The organism is Nostoc sp. (assembly GCF_036917555.1).
In the GTDB taxonomy this organism is placed as follows: Bacteria; Cyanobacteriota; Cyanobacteriia; order Cyanobacteriales; family Nostocaceae; genus Nostoc.
In genome coordinates this window covers 111,628-127,044 of the sequence record NZ_JBALDD010000080.1, presented here as the reverse complement: position 1 = coordinate 127,044, position 15,417 = coordinate 111,628, and the positions used below count along the sequence as shown (strand labels likewise).

Genomic DNA, 15,417 nt, shown 5'->3' with positions numbered 1-15,417 from the left:
TGAACAAGGTGAGAAACTGTTAGGTGGTAAGCACATTCAGGGAAAGCTCATGAGCAAGGTAGTAAACCTACTATTCCAAGAATTGTGTAAAATAAGTACTCTAACCTGATGCTATCAGTGAATCAGCATTCAAAACCGAGGGGGATGAGTAGGGATACTCATCCCCCCAACTTTTGGAAATTCCCCATTCTCCATTCTCCATTTCCCAAAAGTTTCAATTACCCTGAAGTTAGTTGCCTAATTAATATTGATTGTTGCATAGCATAGAATAGATGACTGAACAAACTTCTAGAATTTGTATCCTTGGCGGAGGCTTTGGTGGTCTCTACACAGCTCTGCGGTTAAGCCAATTACCTTGGGAATCTACGCAAAAACCCGAAATTGTTCTAGTAGATCAAAGCGATCGCTTCCTATTCTCTCCTTTACTTTACGAATTACTCACTGGCGAACTGCAAACCTGGGAAATTGCCCCACCCTTTGAAGAACTTTTACAAGGGACAGGAGTGCGTTTTTATGAAGGAGTTGTGTCTGGAATTGATATCGACCAGCAACGGGTAAATATACAAGAAGGCCCAGAAATCCCTTACGACCGATTAGTGCTGGCGCTAGGAGGTGAAACACCGCTAGATTTAGTCCCTGGTGCAACAGCTTACGCCTACACATTCCGCACAATCTCTGATGCCTATCGTTTAGAAGAACGCCTGCGATTTTTAGAAGAATCAGATGCTGATAAAATTCGGGTAGCGATCGTTGGGGCTGGCTACTGTGGTGTAGAGTTAGCTTGTAAATTAGCCGACAGACTAGGCGAAAGAGGACGCTTTCGGATTGTTGAAATCGCCGACCAAATTTTGCGAACTTCCCCAGAGTTTAATCGGGAAGCAGCAAAGAAAGCAATAGATGCCCGTGGTGTATTTCTTGACTTAGAAACCAAAGTCGAATCAATCGAGCAAAATAGCATTTCCCTAGAGTACAAAAACCAGTTAGATACGATTCCCGTGGATTTGGTAATTTGGACTGTAGGAACTAGGGTTGCGCCTGTAGTGAAATCTCTTTCTCTCAACCAAAATCAGCGTGGTCAAATCACCACTACATCCAATCTGCAAGTCCTCGATCATCCAGAAATCTTTGCCTTGGGAGATTTAGCAGACTGTCATGATGCTGAAGGACAGCAAGTCCCCGCTACTGCACAAGCAGCTTTTCAACAAGCTGATTATACTGCTTGGAATATCTGGGCAACTCTGACTAATCGCCCCCTCCTTCCCTTCCACTACCAGCAGTTAGGAGAAATGATGGCACTAGGAATAGACAACGCCACTCTCACTGGTTTGGGAATTAAACTAGATGGCCCCTTGGCATACGTCGCCCGCCGTGCTGCTTATTTATATAGGTTGCCAACTTTAGACCATCAGCTTAAAGTTGGTTTTAATTGGCTAGTCCGTCCGATCATAGAAACACTTTCAGGGTAACTTTCAAGGTTGGGCATTGGGCATTGGGCATTGGGCATTGGGCATTGGGCATTGGGCATTGGGCATTGGTAAAAACCAAGATGTTTACGATGATTTGTTTTATTTGTGCCAATCTACTTAGCAGATGCTAGACTCTACCCACAGAAGCTTTTAACAAGCCAAAATCTAAAATTCAACATCCAAAATTTTCAAACTTTAATGGAACAACCGAAAGTTATTTTTTTAGATGCTGTGGGTACACTCTTCGGTGTTAAAGGTAGTGTGGGCGACGTTTATAGTCAGATAGCCCAGGAATTTGGCGTTACAGTTTCAGCTGAAACATTAAATACAGCCTTCATCCAAAGCTTTAAAGCAGCGCCGCCACCGATATTTCCAGATGCAGAACTGCAAGATATTCCTCAGCGCGAGTTTGATTGGTGGCGGATAATTGCTCTGAACACTTTTGAAAGGGCAGGTGTTCTCAAGGAATTTTCTGACTTTTCGGCTTTTTTTAGCGAACTTTACATTCACTTTGGTACTGGCGAACCGTGGTTTGTCTATCCCGATGTGTTACCAGCTTTAATCAACTGGCGGCGGTTGGGAGTCACTTTGGGAGTGCTGTCCAATTTTGATTCTCGGATTTACTCAGTATTGCAAAGTTTGGGATTGAGAGAGTTTTTTACCTCCGTCACCATTTCTACTCAGGTACGTGCAGCTAAACCCGATCCGCAAATTTTTGCCATTGCCTTAGATAAACATAAATGTTCCCCAGAGGTGGCATGGCATATCGGCGATAGCATTGTAGAAGACTATCATGCAGCTAAAGCAGCTGGACTCAGAGGCGTTTGGATTAACCGTGGAAAATGAGGAAGAGACGACGCTCTCACAGCTATGAAAACATCTCTGTCACTTGTTTTCACGTAAAGCTGTGGAATTATTGGCTGAATCAGTCCACTTAGCAAAAGTTAGTTTTTAAATTCATACTTCAATTCAGCAACGCCAAATTTCAAAGTGGAATCCAATCCAATCTATCAATCCACTCTTCTGCCTCAGTCGCTTCCCAAATCAAATAAATTGTTTCTGCCCAAATACTGAGGTTCCTACTGGAACGCAACCAAACTAGTCCCCAAATATGTCCTCCATCTCCCCAGTGTTCTTCCAGATGTTCGGGCATACTTTTGCGGTTGTCTGTAACCAACATTCGTTGGGATAATTCCAGGTAGCGGAGGATATCTGGGTCTAAAAACTCAAAATAATCTTCTAGTTGCATCCATCTACCTCTAAAATGTCTTTTAGCATTATCCTAATTACCCTTGGCTAATTCCATACGATCGCTGGGGTACTGTACTGTTCATTTTTTCCAAGTTTTAAAGCGTCAGGGACATAAAACCTCTAAGTCTGACATGCTTAGTATTTATATTATCCACCTCAAAGACTCGTTCATCCCCCTTGCCCCGGCTCCCCACTACTTCGGCTTCTCTTCTCTACGAGAGGCTGCGCCAACGAGACGCTACGCGAACGCTCAGTACAAGTCCCCACTCCCTTATTCCCCTGCTGCCCTAACACTCGTATGATCAACATATCAGGAAAACATAACAGCCAGATTTTTACCGCAAAACATGGGCAGTATTTGGGAAATCGATTTTTACTCTCGTCCAATTTTGGACGCTAATCAAAAAAAAGTTTGGGAAGTCTTAGTCTGCGAAAGCCCCTTGGATATCGGCACAAAAGCAGACTCTTTGTTTCGCTACGCTCAATATTGTCCCAGTACCCAGGTAAATTCGGGTTCGTTGCGGACAGCATTGCAGGAGGCTATTAACCAAGCTGGAAAAGCACCAATTAAAATCCGCTTTTTCCGCCGCCAAATGAACAATATGATTACTAAAGCTTGCCAAGATTTGGGCATTCCCGCCCAGCCTAGCCGTCGCACCTTGGTTCTTAACCAATGGTTAGAACAGCGCATGGAAGAAGTGTATCCTCAAGAGGCAGGGTATCAAGGGGGTACTAATCCCTCAGTCCGCTTGGAGAAACCTTTGCCGCAACGTTTACCAGATGCTTTGGAAGGACAGCAGTGGGTATTTGTTACTTTAGATGCTGCGGATTTTGCTGATATGCCAGAGTGGGAAATTGGCTTTGGTGAAGCTTTTCCTTTAGAGTTGGCGAAAGTTTCACCCGAAGCCCGTATTCCTGGTATTTTGATTTTCTCATCAAGAGCGTTGCCCTTGGCTGGCTGGATGTCTGGTTTGGAGTTGGCTTTCTTAAGATTAGACGCCAGCGAAGAGGCGAGATTGCTTTTAGAAACTGGTGTAACTGAAAGCTGGATTGTGGCAAATATCAAAAAACCTCAAATTTTAGCAGAAGCTAAAGGTTTTGAAGCAGCCAAGCAAAAAGCTAATGGAGTACATTTTCTCGGTATACAGTCCGATCCCAAAGCACAATCTTTTGCTGGCTTTTGGCTGTTGCAAGAGGTTAATCTGTGAAAATTGGGGATGGGTCATGGGGCATTGGGGAGCCAGGGACGTGGGCGGGTTTCCCAACTTGAGGCGACTGGCGTCATTGGGCATTTACAAATGACAAATGACAAATGACCAATGACAAATGACTAGATTCGTTGAGACATGACAATGATTTGGGATAATTAACTGCGTCCATCAGTGTTGATCTGCGGTTCCAAATCGTAACTGTAAGGAAACACTGATGATTTTTGGATAGTTATCTGCGTTCATCACTGGAAAGTGCGTAGGCGTAGCCCGTCGTAGACATCGCACTTCTCAAGAGACAGCGTTGATATGCGGTTCAAAATCCACAATTCACTAAGGGTCATGGGTTCTGAAAATTTGTCACAAGATACACTCGCCGAACAGTTGCTGGAACTAGCTATAAAATCTGGAGCAGAAGCTGCTGAGGTGTATCAGTCGCGATCGCTTTCTCGCCCAGTGTTTTTTGAGGCAAACCGACTCAAACAGCTAGAAACTAACCAATCTGAAGGCACAGCACTACGGCTTTGGCGAAACGGGCGTCCGGGACTGACGGTGGCTTACGGTTCTGTCTTAGCCGAAGTAATGGTGGAAAAAGCTCTGGCTCTGAGTCAACTAAATCAACCGGAAACTGTAGAATTAGGCTCTAACTCTCAGCCCTCCTACCCCGATTTAGGAGAAAGTTTACCGATAGAGGTTTTGGTGGACTGGGGCAAAGAAGTGATTGCACTCATCCGTGATGCCTATCCCGATGTTGTATGCAATGGTGACTGGGAATGTGATATTGAAACCACCAGACTAGTCAACACCAAAGGTTTAGATTGTCACTATACTGATACTACCCTTAGCTGCTATGTATCAGCAGAATGGGTGCGTGGTGATGATTTTTTAAGTGTTGGTGATGGTCAAACTAAGCGGGGGGAACTCAACCCAGAGAGATTAGCTAACCAAATTTTACAACGGTTAATTTGGGCCAGAGAAAATATCTCACCTCCTACTGGTCGTGTCCCGATTTTGTTCACTTCTAAAGCCGCCGATATGCTTTGGGGTACTGTGCAAGCCGCTTTGAATGGCAAGCGAGTTTTAGAAGTAGCTTCACCTTGGGCAGAACGTTTGGGTAAGGAAGTCGTTGCACCCAGTTTCACCATCTACCAAGATCCAGAAGCTGGCCCTTACAGTTGCCCTTTTGATGATGAAGGCACTCCTACTCAATCTCTGGTATTTATCCAAAACGGGACTTTACAGCATTTCTATAGCGATCGCACCATCGGCTCCCAACTGGGTACTAACACCACTGGAAATGGTTTTCGCCCTGGTTTAGGTAGCTATCCCACCCCTGGTTTATTCAATTTTCTCATCCAGCCAGGTTCGGCATCGCTACCAGATTTGATTCAACAACTAGATGATGGCTTGATTGTCGATCAAATGTTGGGTGGTGGCGGCAGTATTTCTGGAGATTTTTCGATCAACGTCGATTTAGGCTACCGCGTCCAAAATGGTCAAGTAATTGGGCGTGTTAAGGATACGATGGTTGCAGGTAATGTTTACACAGCCCTGAAGCAATTGGTTACACTAGGCAATGATGTTGATTGGAATGGTTCTTGTTATACTCCGTCTCTGATAGTAGAAGGGCTATCTACCACGGGAAGAAGCAATTAAATGATTCGTAATTCGTAATTGGAGACAGGAATTGTGTAGTAACGAATTATACAGCAACTTTCAAGTTAGTGAAGTACACAATGATTCGTCTCAAAACCAGGTATAAAGCCTGTTTTACTTCTGACTCCTGAATTCGGCTGTATTTTGCCAACGACTTTTAAAATATCCTCTGAAGATTCCACCGAACAGCTTTTTAGTAAAGATTTGTAATAAAAAATCCAAAATCTAAAATCCAAAATTGGTATGAATCAGCGTTTTCGCACCTGGTGGCATCCTAGAAGAGGTTTAGCGATCGCCGAAGCCTGTATTATCGGTCTGGTTGCTGCCCTATCTGCGGTATTCCTGAAAGTAGGATCGGGATGGCTGGGGACATGGCGAGTGCATACTACCCACCTTTTGCCGGCATGGCTGGTACTACCTGCAATTGGTCTTGTCCTGGGATTTCTGGCTGGATGGTTGGTGGATAGATTAGCACCAGAGGCTTCTGGTAGCGGTATTCCGCAAGTCAAAGCAACTCTTGCCAATGTGCCTGTGACATTATCTTGGCGGGTAGCAGGTGTGAAGTTATTCAGTGCAATCATCGCCATCGGTTCTGGCATGACTCTGGGACGGCAAGGACCTACTGTCCAAGTGGGGGCAGGTTTGGCAGCAGGGATGAGTCGTTGGGTTCCCACTTCCCCAGATCATCGACGGCAAATGATTGCAGCTGGTGCGGGTGCGGGTTTGGCTGCTGCTTTCAATGCCCCGATCGCAGGTGTATTGTTTATCGTTGAAGAATTACTCCAAGATTTATCAGGATTGACTCTCGGAACTGCCATTATCGCCTCCTTTATTGGTGGCGTGATATCCCGACTTTTGGGTGGTGGCTCTCTTGACCTTAACTTGCAATTGGTAAAATCTTCCAGCCAATTCTCCATCCCAGAAATTCCCTTTTTCATACTGTTAGGTATTTTGGCAGGCTTGTTTGGTGCATTGTTTAATCGCGGCATCATATTTAGTATTAAATTTTATAGAAGATTACACATCAGCTTGCCGTTGCAGGTAGCTTTAGCTGGATTTATCTCTGGTGTTGTCGTGGCTATGCTACCCCCCTCTTTCCGTGATAATACGGAATTGCGTGAGTCATTAATTACCGAAGGTTCTCATCCTAGCGTCGCAGCGATCGCCTTTGCAGCCCAGTTCATCCTCACACTGATTGCATTTGGTTCGGGAGCGCCGGGGGGATTATTCGCTCCCAGTCTGATTTTGGGTTCTTGTTTAGGACACATCATCGGTGTATCTGAGTTATATATCACCGGAGTTGGTTCTCCTACGACTTATGCCCTAGCGGGTATGGGTGGATTTTTTAGCGCCGTTTCTAAAGTGCCAATCACAGCAATTGTGATTGTCTTTGAGATGACTACAGATTTCAACCTGGTGCTACCTTTGATGATTGTTTCTGTCGCAGCTTACCTGGTTGCGGATAAGGTAGTGCCTGGTTCGCTTTATGAGAAACTTTTGGAGTTAAAAGGTATTACTCTCACCAAAGAAGTTGCGATGGAAGGAGCATTAACCAAGTTAACTGCAAAAGATGTGATGCAAGAACGAGTAGAAACTCTAGATGCAGAGATGAGCTTGGAAGAAGCAATGCAAGCTTTTGCCCGTTCCCATCATCGCGGTTTCCCTGTAGTAGAAGATAGCAAGTTAGTGGGGATTGTAACGCAATCAGATTTGTTAAAAATCCGCGAGAGTACAAACCATACACTTAGCAATCGCAATCTAGCCGATATTTTCTTAAAAGAAATTATGACATCTGTGCCGATGACAGTAACACCAATTCACACCCTAAGTAATGTACTGTATTTACTTGATCGCTATCAAATCAGTCGCTTACCGGTGGTAGATAGACGAAAACTGATTGGGATTATTACCCGTGCAGATATTATTCGGGCGGAAGCAGATCATCTCAATGGTGAAAATGCGACACCGAAACTGCGACCAGAACCTTCATACATAGTTTACCAGACGCGATCGCCCAGCACTGGTAGAGGTAGATTATTAGTACCCGTAGCTAATCCCGAAACAGCAGGTGTTTTATTACTGATGGCAGCAGCTATTGCCCGCGATCGCCATTATGAAATAGATTGTGTGCAAGTGATGCTGATACCTCGCCACAGTTCCCCATCAGAAACACAGGTAAGAACAGCAAAAAGCCGCCGCTTGCTACGACAGGCAGAAGTCTTAGCAAAAAAGTGGAAAATTCCCTTGCACACCCAGATTCGAGTTACCCACGATGTGGCGCAGGCAATTTTAGAGACAATCAACGAACAACACATCGACCTAATTTTAATGGGGTGGAAAGGTAACACATCTACCCCTGGTCGGATTTTTGGCAATGTTGTTGACACCATAATTCGCCAAGCCAGCTGTGAAGTAGTATTAGTAAAATTAGGCACTACTCAATCCCCAATTCCCAGTCCCCAGTTCAACCGTTGGCTAGTTCCAGTGGCTGGTGGTCCCAATTCCCCACTGGCAATTAAATTGCTACCGGCTTTAATTACATTGGGAAATGATCCCAAAATTCGCCTGACACAGGTGTTTAAGCCATCTGAACTCAAGCCAGATATGTCAATTTCAGAACAAGCCATCCGCCATTTGATGCGTCGCCGCAAATTATCCACTACTGTAGTTGCTCTCCCAGTGCAAGCTAATTCAGTCGCTGAAGGTGTGATTAACCTAGTGCAAACCGAAGGTTACGACGTTGTAGTTTTGGGAGCATCGCGCGAGGGATTGCTACAGCAAGCGATTCAAGGTAATATTCCCGAAGCGATCGCCTCTGGTGTAGAAAGTACAGTAATTTTGGTTAGAGGTGCGATTCAAAAGTAAAAAACATAGATTTTAGTGATTTTATTAATGATAAAATACACCAATAATCAAAGTAAAAATTATTGGTATTAAGATTGGAATAGCAACTATCAGTCCCCACTTACCAAACTTAATTTCCTCACCCTCAGATTTTAGAAACGCAATCCAACCTACAGCTCCCATCAAAACCCAAATAAACCCAAAGGCAAGAAATATAACAAATACTGAATCGTCCATTTATTTACCAATTTTTCTTAAATTGTAACTAATTACCACCAACTAACTTTGCTAAACTTGCACGAAACTGGTTAAAATCAAAAGCTTCAATAGTTTTTTGTTGTAAGTATTTTGGTTGGTAAATTACTCGATTAGAGTAATCGCCTTGCAGGATTTGAATTAGATTTTCGGCAATTTCTTCAACGTTATCAGGATCGACTAAACATCCCAACTTCCCGTCAGCCAAGGGATCTATAGAACCATCTTGATTACCCGCCAATATAGGTTTACCACAAGCTAAAGCTTCTAGAAAAACAATCCCAAATCCTTCTCCTTTACTAGGCAGAGCAAAAACATCGCAGAGATTGTAATGATCGCACAATTCTTTATCTGGAACAAATCCGGCAATTGTCACACAATCTTGTAGATTTAACTTGGTAACTAAAGCTTTAATTCGAGGTATATCATCTCCTTTCCCTGCAAGAATGAAGTGAACATTAGGGAGATACAACTGCACTTTAACTAAAGCATACAGGATTTGGTCGTAACCCTTGTATTTTGCCGTGCTTCCCAGGCGCGTTACTGTTAAAATTACAGGCTGTTCATCTGTTAAATTATATCGCTGGAGTAAGTAGGTAGGTTTAGAATTTATTGGAAACTTACTAGCATCAAATGTATTAGGTAAAATAACTATTTTTTCTGAATCAATATTTTTATCTTGAAGCAAGCGTTGGCGAGTATAATTACTAACACTAATGATTTTATCTGCTTTTTCTAAAGCAAATTTTGTTGCCTTGTTTTCGATATCCCAAACTTCTAAGCCATGAGCAACCACCCAGTAAGGAATTCCAGTGAAAAATTTGAGAATATAACAAACGATCGCATAGTTAACATGAGTGGAAATTACTATAATGGGATGTTTAAGAATAGCTAAAATAATTATTTTCGTGGCAAATAAAATTGGTTGCAATAATTTTGGTAAATCTCCAAAATAATGAAATCTTGTTGAACTTAAAAACTGCAATTTATCTAGCTGTTTTAAACTATACTTATCATATTTTAGAAACACATCATAATCAGCTTCAGGATATATATCTTGTAAAGCTTTCAGCAAAAATTTTGAGTAAACTTGAATACCTCCCTTAAAATCAAATATATTCGGAAATATTAAGTAAAGACGAGCTTTAGCAATCATACGTTTTTTAGCATTTTAAATAATTTCAGGTTTTAATTGCATGACAATATCTTTTCGAGAATTGATAGCTGCTGCTATAAAATAAAACTCAATAGTTGTAAAAGTATAGTCTTCAACAAAAAAATCTATCATTTGAGATGCTAAAAACATAATAATCGGAACAGTAATTAAAGGATTAGCATATTTAACTTTAAATGCTATTTTCGCTAAAAAATTAGTAAATAGTAATAATCCAGGAATTCCTTGTTCTGCTGACACATTTAAAAATATATTGTGTGCGTGATAACCTTTTTTCCCCCAAACTTTTACTCCTATCTGGTCTGGAAAAACCCCTATACCTATACCAGTAAGTGGTCTTTTAATAGTTTCATTAATAGCTGCCTGCCATATTTGAAACCTTGAAAAACCTGTTACCAAAAGAGTATGAGGCTTTTTTTCGTTTGGATTTACTGAATTTGAATTTTCTAAAAATACATTAATTAATGGGAATATTTTACTATCTGCCAAACCAAGTCTCCATGTAGAAACTGGTACAGTTACAATGCATAAAAACAAAAAGCTTATTAGATAAATCATTTTTCTAAAACTAATAATTTTATATATTAGCAAAAGAAACATACCAATTATAAAAATTACCCAACCATTTCCGCTAACAGACAAAGCTAAGGAAATTATAAAAATTAATTCGCTTATATGTAATTCAATTTTAGAAATTTTATTCTGTTTTTCTAGAATCAGGCTTAAACATAATCCAATGGCGACTATGACCCCAAACTGATTAGGGTTTTGCATAATTGAACCAATCTCAGGATAAAAGCTGGGAAACTTTAATAATTTAAAAATCCAGTTATTGGGAAGGAAAAGTTCTAAAAAACCCAAACTTGCAATTATCTGTAGTAAGTACAATATACAACGATAATAAAATGTTAAATATGCTATTTTTATATTTTTAAAAGTTAACACTAAGAAAGCAAAAAACAATATATAATAAGTTGAGTATTTTAGACTATAAGTAATAGCAATATTTGGAAACTCGCTCATTAATGAAGACAGCCACATCCACAAATACATTAGACTTATAGATATCAAAATTATTTTATGCTTCTTAACAACTTCTGGTATCTCTTTTAAAGATAAACTGATGATTACCAAGCTAAATGCAGGAAGTAATAAATAATGAATACCAATATTTATCCCTGGAAATTTAATTCGCCCTAAAAGTGAAGAAAATAGTATGAGCAGGAAAAATATATTAATCATAACCTTTTATTTAGAGATATTTTTTGACAATATAAAACCTATATAAACCCACTTTCGTAGGTTTAGGGATAGATTTTGATATTTTTTTCAAGCTATAATCCTAAGAGGATGTTTGAAAAGTTCTTAGTAATGTATCAAAGACTTTTAGATCCTTATAAATCCCCCTTAAAAAGGGGGACTTTGATTCCGGTTCCCCCATTTTTAAGGGGAGCCAGCGCGGTCTTGGGGTCTCCCCAAGTGGAGCGACTGGCGTGGGTTAGGGAGGAGCAATAACTGCCTAAAATCACAGCCAACTACTTTTCAAACAACCTCTGATCACGTGAAGAATATTATCATAATACAGTCTTCGCCAATATCATCTTTTGAAGGTATGATTAATTTGAGATTTTTGCACAGCTAAATATTTTGAGGTAGAACTCGAAAAAGTCGCAATCTACCCTGAATCTACACTATCAGATATTTTTAATTAATCATCTGCCAAATTTTGAGAATGTTTTCACCACTTCCACCACCAGCAATGGTTTGTCCATCGGGGCTAATGGCAACGGCATAAATATATCCAGAACCTGTCTCCAAAGTGCGGATTTCCTTTCCTGTGACTGGGTTCCAAAGTTTGATTGTCTTGTCACTACTACCACTTACAAGGGTGATACCATTTGAACCTACGCTTGGCAAAAAGGCGACAGAATTAACCTTATCATTATGTCCTTTTAAGGTGTGAATTACCTTTCCTGTTTTCAGATTCCACAATTTAATTGTCTTGTCTTTACTGCCACTGGCAAGGATGACGCCATCGGGAGCAAAAGCGACTGAAAGAATCGACTCTGCATTTCCCTCTAAGGTGCGGATTAACTTTCCTGTACCCAGATTCCACAATTTAATTGTTTTATCCCAGCTACCGCTGGCAAGGGTTTCACCATCAGGACTGAAAACGACAGATGCAACACCACTGGTATGTCCCTCTAAGGTGCGGATTAACTTTCCTGTCTCCAGATTCCACAGTTTGATTTTCATATCCTTACTAGCACTGCCGCTGGCAAGGGTTTTGCCATCAGGACTGAAAGCTACAGAAGTAACTCCGTCGCTATTTCCCTGCAAGGTGCGGATTAACTTTCCTGTCTTCAGATTCCACAGTTTGATTGTCTTGTCTGCACTGCCACTAGCGAGGATTTTGCTATCAGGACTGAAAGCTATAGTCCAAATCCAATTGGAATGTCCTTCTAAAGTGCGGATTTCCTGTCCACCTGTCAGATTCCATAGCTTGATTGTCTTATCATCACTGGCACTGCCAAGGGTTGTACCATCAGGACTGAAAGCTACGGAATTCACGTCACTAGAATGCCCCTTGAAGGGTTTGGGTAGATAAGAATTTTCTGAGACGTTTTTTTGGGGCTGAATAGGCTGAGAAATAGGCTGAGAAATAGGTTCAGGAACCTCGCTGACTGTATGGGGACGAGACTGAAAATACCAAACTCCCCCTAATCCCAACACCAAAATGCTAGAACCTAACAGCAGTTGACTTTTCAGATTGTTAGTTGATTTTGGTGAAACTGGTTCCTTGTTTGCTGGGGTAGTTGCAAATGTTGGTGTAAGTATAGTTGGAGGCACTGATGACAATGGTGGTAGTTGAGGTGTCAAGTCAGTGATGACTTCATCAGCCGATTGATAACGCTTTTGGATGTCTAGTTGCAGCAGCTTATCCAAAACTTCACCCAACTCTACAGATATAGAAATTCCGTCTCTACCTGAACTGGTTAAATGTTCCCGCCAAGATGCAACCCAACCATAACCTTGGTATATCCACAGTTGAGATGGGCGAACTCCAGTCAGGAGATGAAAACAAGTAGCCCCCAAACTGAATAAATCACTGGCTGGGTAAGCTTTTCCATCTTGCATCTGTTCAAGTGCAGTGTAACCGTGTGAGCCAATAACAGTGCCTATTTTAGTCTGCACTGTTGCTGTCAGCAGCTTGGAAGCTCCAAAATCAATTAGGACTAATCGCCCGTCAAAGTGACGGCGAATAATATTCTGTGGCTTGATATCCCGGTGAATCACTCCCCGCACATGGATAAACTTCAGTACCAGCAGTAAATCTAGCAAAAGTTGGCGAATCTCCGTTTCGTTATAGTTTCCCCGCGTTTGCGATTCTTTGAGCAAGTTTTCCCCATTGATAAACTGCTGTACCAAAAATAGATAGCTATTTTGCTCAAAATAAGCTAATAAAGTTGGAATCTGCGGATGTTCTGCCAGTTCTTGGAGTCGGCTCGCTTCTTGTTTAAATAGTTCAACGGCCTTTGTTAGTGGCCCAGTTCCCTGAAGTTTTGGCGCGAATTGTTTAATAACACAACATTCATTCAGTTTGTGTACATCTTTTGCCAGATAGGTTCTACCAAATCCGCCTTCGTCTGATAAAACCTGAGTGGGACGATAGCGACCTCCTAGCAGGGGTATCAATTCCGCTCTACAACTGTGGCAATAGTTGTTTTTATCAGGATTTAAGGGTTTTTGGCAATCGGGATTCACACAACAGAGCATACTGGGAATCCATTTGAATTGGGGTATATATTCATCTTAAGTCATCCAGTATAATCTCTCTTGTTAGTAAATATCACTGAGACACCATAAAAATCCCCAATTTCCTTACCTCATCAGGTATTGAACAATTTAGATAACTTGCAAAAAATTGTGTTTGAGCGATGCCTCTTGACGAATTGATGGGCATCAAGTCTTTGTACATTACATCTGTGTGAGTCATTTAGTCAGGTTTACAAAAATATCTAGGCAAAAATCCGAAAAGCAGCAATTTAAGTTTGTAGCTCAGTATATACTTACGAAATTGAGATTTCCTCTAGTAGTCTAAATTGAAAATATAATTTTTCCGATTTGATTGTGGCAAACATTTGGGTATGTAGGATATACGAATTCATTTGATTACAGGCGATGCCTTTAGCAAGCCGCTAAGGTATATACACTAAATTTCCCTTTCTGTTTAAATAACTGCTGCGGTTAAAACAGCAACTAATATTAATTTTGTCTTTCAGAAAGAGACAAAATTACCAGCAAAATTAGGAGTGTAGTTATGCTATTAGACAACAAAAACTATCGCCACAAATTAAGTCATGTTTTAATTGGTTGCGTGACTAGTAGTTTGTTAATCACAAGTAATGTGCTGCCTATAAGTGCTTTGGTGAAATCTCAAAGTTCTCAAGACTTCATAATTGCTAAATCACCAGATGAGAGACAACCAGAAGCAGTAAAAAAAGGAATTGAGCAAATTCCTGCTTCTCAAGCATCAATATCTCCGAGACGGAAGACTTCTATTGAGTCACCAATACAGCAGACTCCTCGTGTATCGTCTCATAGAGAAAATTCTCAGCGAACTTCCAGCGTTTCAGATAATAGCTCTACTCCTAGATCGTCTAGACGTAGGACTTATAACTCGAACTCTAATCGTTCCAATGGTGGTGGCTCTGCATCTAGATCCTCTGGAACTAGAACTGCAAATTCAAACGCTAATCGTTCTAATGGTGGCTCCGGGAGAGTTCGCAAGCCAAGTTCTAATATAGCTACAACTGGGAACCAAAATCTCGATAATTCAGCACTTTCTTCGTCTGCAACACCAACTTACAAAGAGATTAACTTTGTAGATGTTGCATTAGGTATTTTAAGTAAGAGTGACTTTCAATCTGAAGGTAGATATTTTCATTTCTATGAGTTTGAGGGCAGAGAAAATCAATTAGTTCAAATTAGACTGATTGGCAGTAATGATACACGTAGATCCAATAACTTGAGTTTAAAACCCTTGTTGTTTCTGCACGATCCTGATAACAATATCATCGTTAAAAAAAGCGCTTTGGATAAAAGCAGTGGTGGCGATGATGCATTCATTTTTGCGCGACTGCCTAAGAATGGCACTTACAAGATTGCAGTTACTAGTCAAGATCCTGGAGATACAGGTCGCTATAGCTTGGCTCTTAGGAATGACAGAGCTAGCTATACTTTAGATGAATCAGACCAATTAACTGCCAAAAGCTCAACCCTGAAACAAAATGGAGGCGCTTACAATGTTTCTAATTTTCAAGGTAAAAAAAATCAGCTTATAAGTATTCGTGTAGATAGCGTTGATGAAGAGTTTTCTCCTTATGTAGCTTTACTAAATTCTCATGGACAGACGATCGCTATCGATAAAGACAAAGACAAAAGTGGTGTCTACAGTGCTTTAATTGACCGAGCTAGGTTGCCTGAAGATGATACATACTATATAGTTATTACTTCCAAAAATCCACAGGAACGCGGTAAATATAGATTGACTATTTTCTGA

At 41.0% G+C, this 15,417-nt stretch carries 11 protein-coding genes; 6 read left to right on the top strand and 5 right to left on the bottom strand.

The genetic code is table 11. The features are described from left to right. The first annotated feature begins 272 nt into the window (after positions 1-272). Both V7K60_RS31475 and V7K60_RS31470 read left to right on the top strand, forming a co-directional pair. Positions 273-1,466, top strand: coding sequence for an NAD(P)/FAD-dependent oxidoreductase (locus tag V7K60_RS31475; protein ID WP_334931629.1), 1,194 nt, complete (start codon positions 273-275; stop codon positions 1,464-1,466). 198 nt (positions 1,467-1,664) lie between these two features. After that, positions 1,665-2,312: an HAD-IA family hydrolase gene (locus V7K60_RS31470; RefSeq protein WP_334931627.1), complete on the top strand. Its 648-nt coding sequence runs from the start codon at positions 1,665-1,667 to the stop codon at positions 2,310-2,312. Between the two features lie 139 nt (positions 2,313-2,451). Here V7K60_RS31470 and V7K60_RS31465 read toward each other — a convergent pair whose 3' ends face one another. Further along, entirely contained in the window at positions 2,452-2,715 is a 264-nt protein-coding gene (locus tag V7K60_RS31465) for a hypothetical protein (protein WP_334931625.1), read from the bottom strand. A 349-nt stretch (positions 2,716-3,064) separates the two neighbouring features. Between V7K60_RS31465 and V7K60_RS31460 the strand changes: the two genes are divergently transcribed. From V7K60_RS31460 to V7K60_RS31450, 3 genes are all read left to right on the top strand, one after another. Further along, on the top strand, positions 3,065-3,925 hold the full coding sequence (locus tag V7K60_RS31460) for a Tab2/Atab2 family RNA-binding protein (protein WP_334931623.1): 861 nt from the start codon (positions 3,065-3,067) through the stop codon (positions 3,923-3,925). 342 nt (positions 3,926-4,267) lie between these two features. Then, positions 4,268-5,581 (top strand): TldD/PmbA family protein, encoded by a 1,314-nt coding sequence (locus V7K60_RS31455; protein ID WP_334931621.1) that lies wholly within the window; start codon positions 4,268-4,270, stop codon positions 5,579-5,581. Between the two features lie 243 nt (positions 5,582-5,824). Beyond that, entirely contained in the window at positions 5,825-8,446 is a 2,622-nt protein-coding gene (locus V7K60_RS31450; RefSeq protein ID WP_334931620.1) for a chloride channel protein, read from the top strand. Between the two features lie 24 nt (positions 8,447-8,470). On the opposite strand, the gene V7K60_RS31445 is transcribed toward V7K60_RS31450, so the two are convergent. The 4 genes from V7K60_RS31445 to V7K60_RS31430 all read right to left on the bottom strand — a co-directional run bounded on the left by V7K60_RS31445 (position 8,471) and on the right by V7K60_RS31430 (position 13,631). Beyond that, a complete protein-coding gene (locus V7K60_RS31445) occupies positions 8,471-8,662 on the bottom strand; it encodes a hypothetical protein (protein WP_334931618.1) in 192 nt (63 codons plus the stop codon). Positions 8,663-8,690: 28 nt separating this feature from the next. Further along, a complete protein-coding gene (locus V7K60_RS31440; protein ID WP_334931616.1) occupies positions 8,691-9,836 on the bottom strand; it encodes a glycosyltransferase in 1,146 nt (381 codons plus the stop codon). A 15-nt stretch (positions 9,837-9,851) separates the two neighbouring features. Continuing rightward, complete coding sequence (locus V7K60_RS31435) at positions 9,852-11,096, bottom strand: O-antigen ligase family protein (protein ID WP_334931614.1); 1,245 nt, start codon at positions 11,094-11,096, stop codon at positions 9,852-9,854. A gap of 462 nt (positions 11,097-11,558) precedes the next feature. Continuing rightward, complete coding sequence (locus tag V7K60_RS31430; protein ID WP_334931612.1) at positions 11,559-13,631, bottom strand: serine/threonine-protein kinase; 2,073 nt, start codon at positions 13,629-13,631, stop codon at positions 11,559-11,561. A gap of 544 nt (positions 13,632-14,175) precedes the next feature. Here V7K60_RS31430 and V7K60_RS31425 point away from each other — a divergent pair. Then, positions 14,176-15,417 (top strand): pre-peptidase C-terminal domain-containing protein, encoded by a 1,242-nt coding sequence (locus tag V7K60_RS31425; protein WP_334931610.1) that lies wholly within the window; start codon positions 14,176-14,178, stop codon positions 15,415-15,417.

Excerpts from the sequence above, each read along its gene's own strand:
- V7K60_RS31460 (WP_334931623.1), top strand. The coding sequence starts at position 3,065 with ATGGGCAGTATTTGGGAAATCGATTTTTACTCTCGTCCAATTTTGGAC.
- V7K60_RS31450 (WP_334931620.1), top strand. The coding sequence starts at position 5,825 with ATGAATCAGCGTTTTCGCACCTGGTGGCATCCTAGAAGAGGTTTAGCG.
- V7K60_RS31475 (WP_334931629.1), top strand. The coding sequence starts at position 273 with ATGACTGAACAAACTTCTAGAATTTGTATCCTTGGCGGAGGCTTTGGT.
- V7K60_RS31430 (WP_334931612.1), bottom strand. The coding sequence starts at position 13,631 with ATGCTCTGTTGTGTGAATCCCGATTGCCAAAAACCCTTAAATCCTGAT.
- V7K60_RS31425 (WP_334931610.1), top strand. The coding sequence starts at position 14,176 with ATGCTATTAGACAACAAAAACTATCGCCACAAATTAAGTCATGTTTTA.
- V7K60_RS31470 (WP_334931627.1), top strand. The coding sequence starts at position 1,665 with ATGGAACAACCGAAAGTTATTTTTTTAGATGCTGTGGGTACACTCTTC.
- V7K60_RS31455 (WP_334931621.1), top strand. The coding sequence starts at position 4,268 with ATGGGTTCTGAAAATTTGTCACAAGATACACTCGCCGAACAGTTGCTG.
- V7K60_RS31445 (WP_334931618.1), bottom strand. The coding sequence starts at position 8,662 with ATGGACGATTCAGTATTTGTTATATTTCTTGCCTTTGGGTTTATTTGG.
- V7K60_RS31435 (WP_334931614.1), bottom strand. The coding sequence starts at position 11,096 with ATGATTAATATATTTTTCCTGCTCATACTATTTTCTTCACTTTTAGGG.
- V7K60_RS31440 (WP_334931616.1), bottom strand. The coding sequence starts at position 9,836 with ATGATTGCTAAAGCTCGTCTTTACTTAATATTTCCGAATATATTTGAT.
- V7K60_RS31465 (WP_334931625.1), bottom strand. The coding sequence starts at position 2,715 with ATGCAACTAGAAGATTATTTTGAGTTTTTAGACCCAGATATCCTCCGC.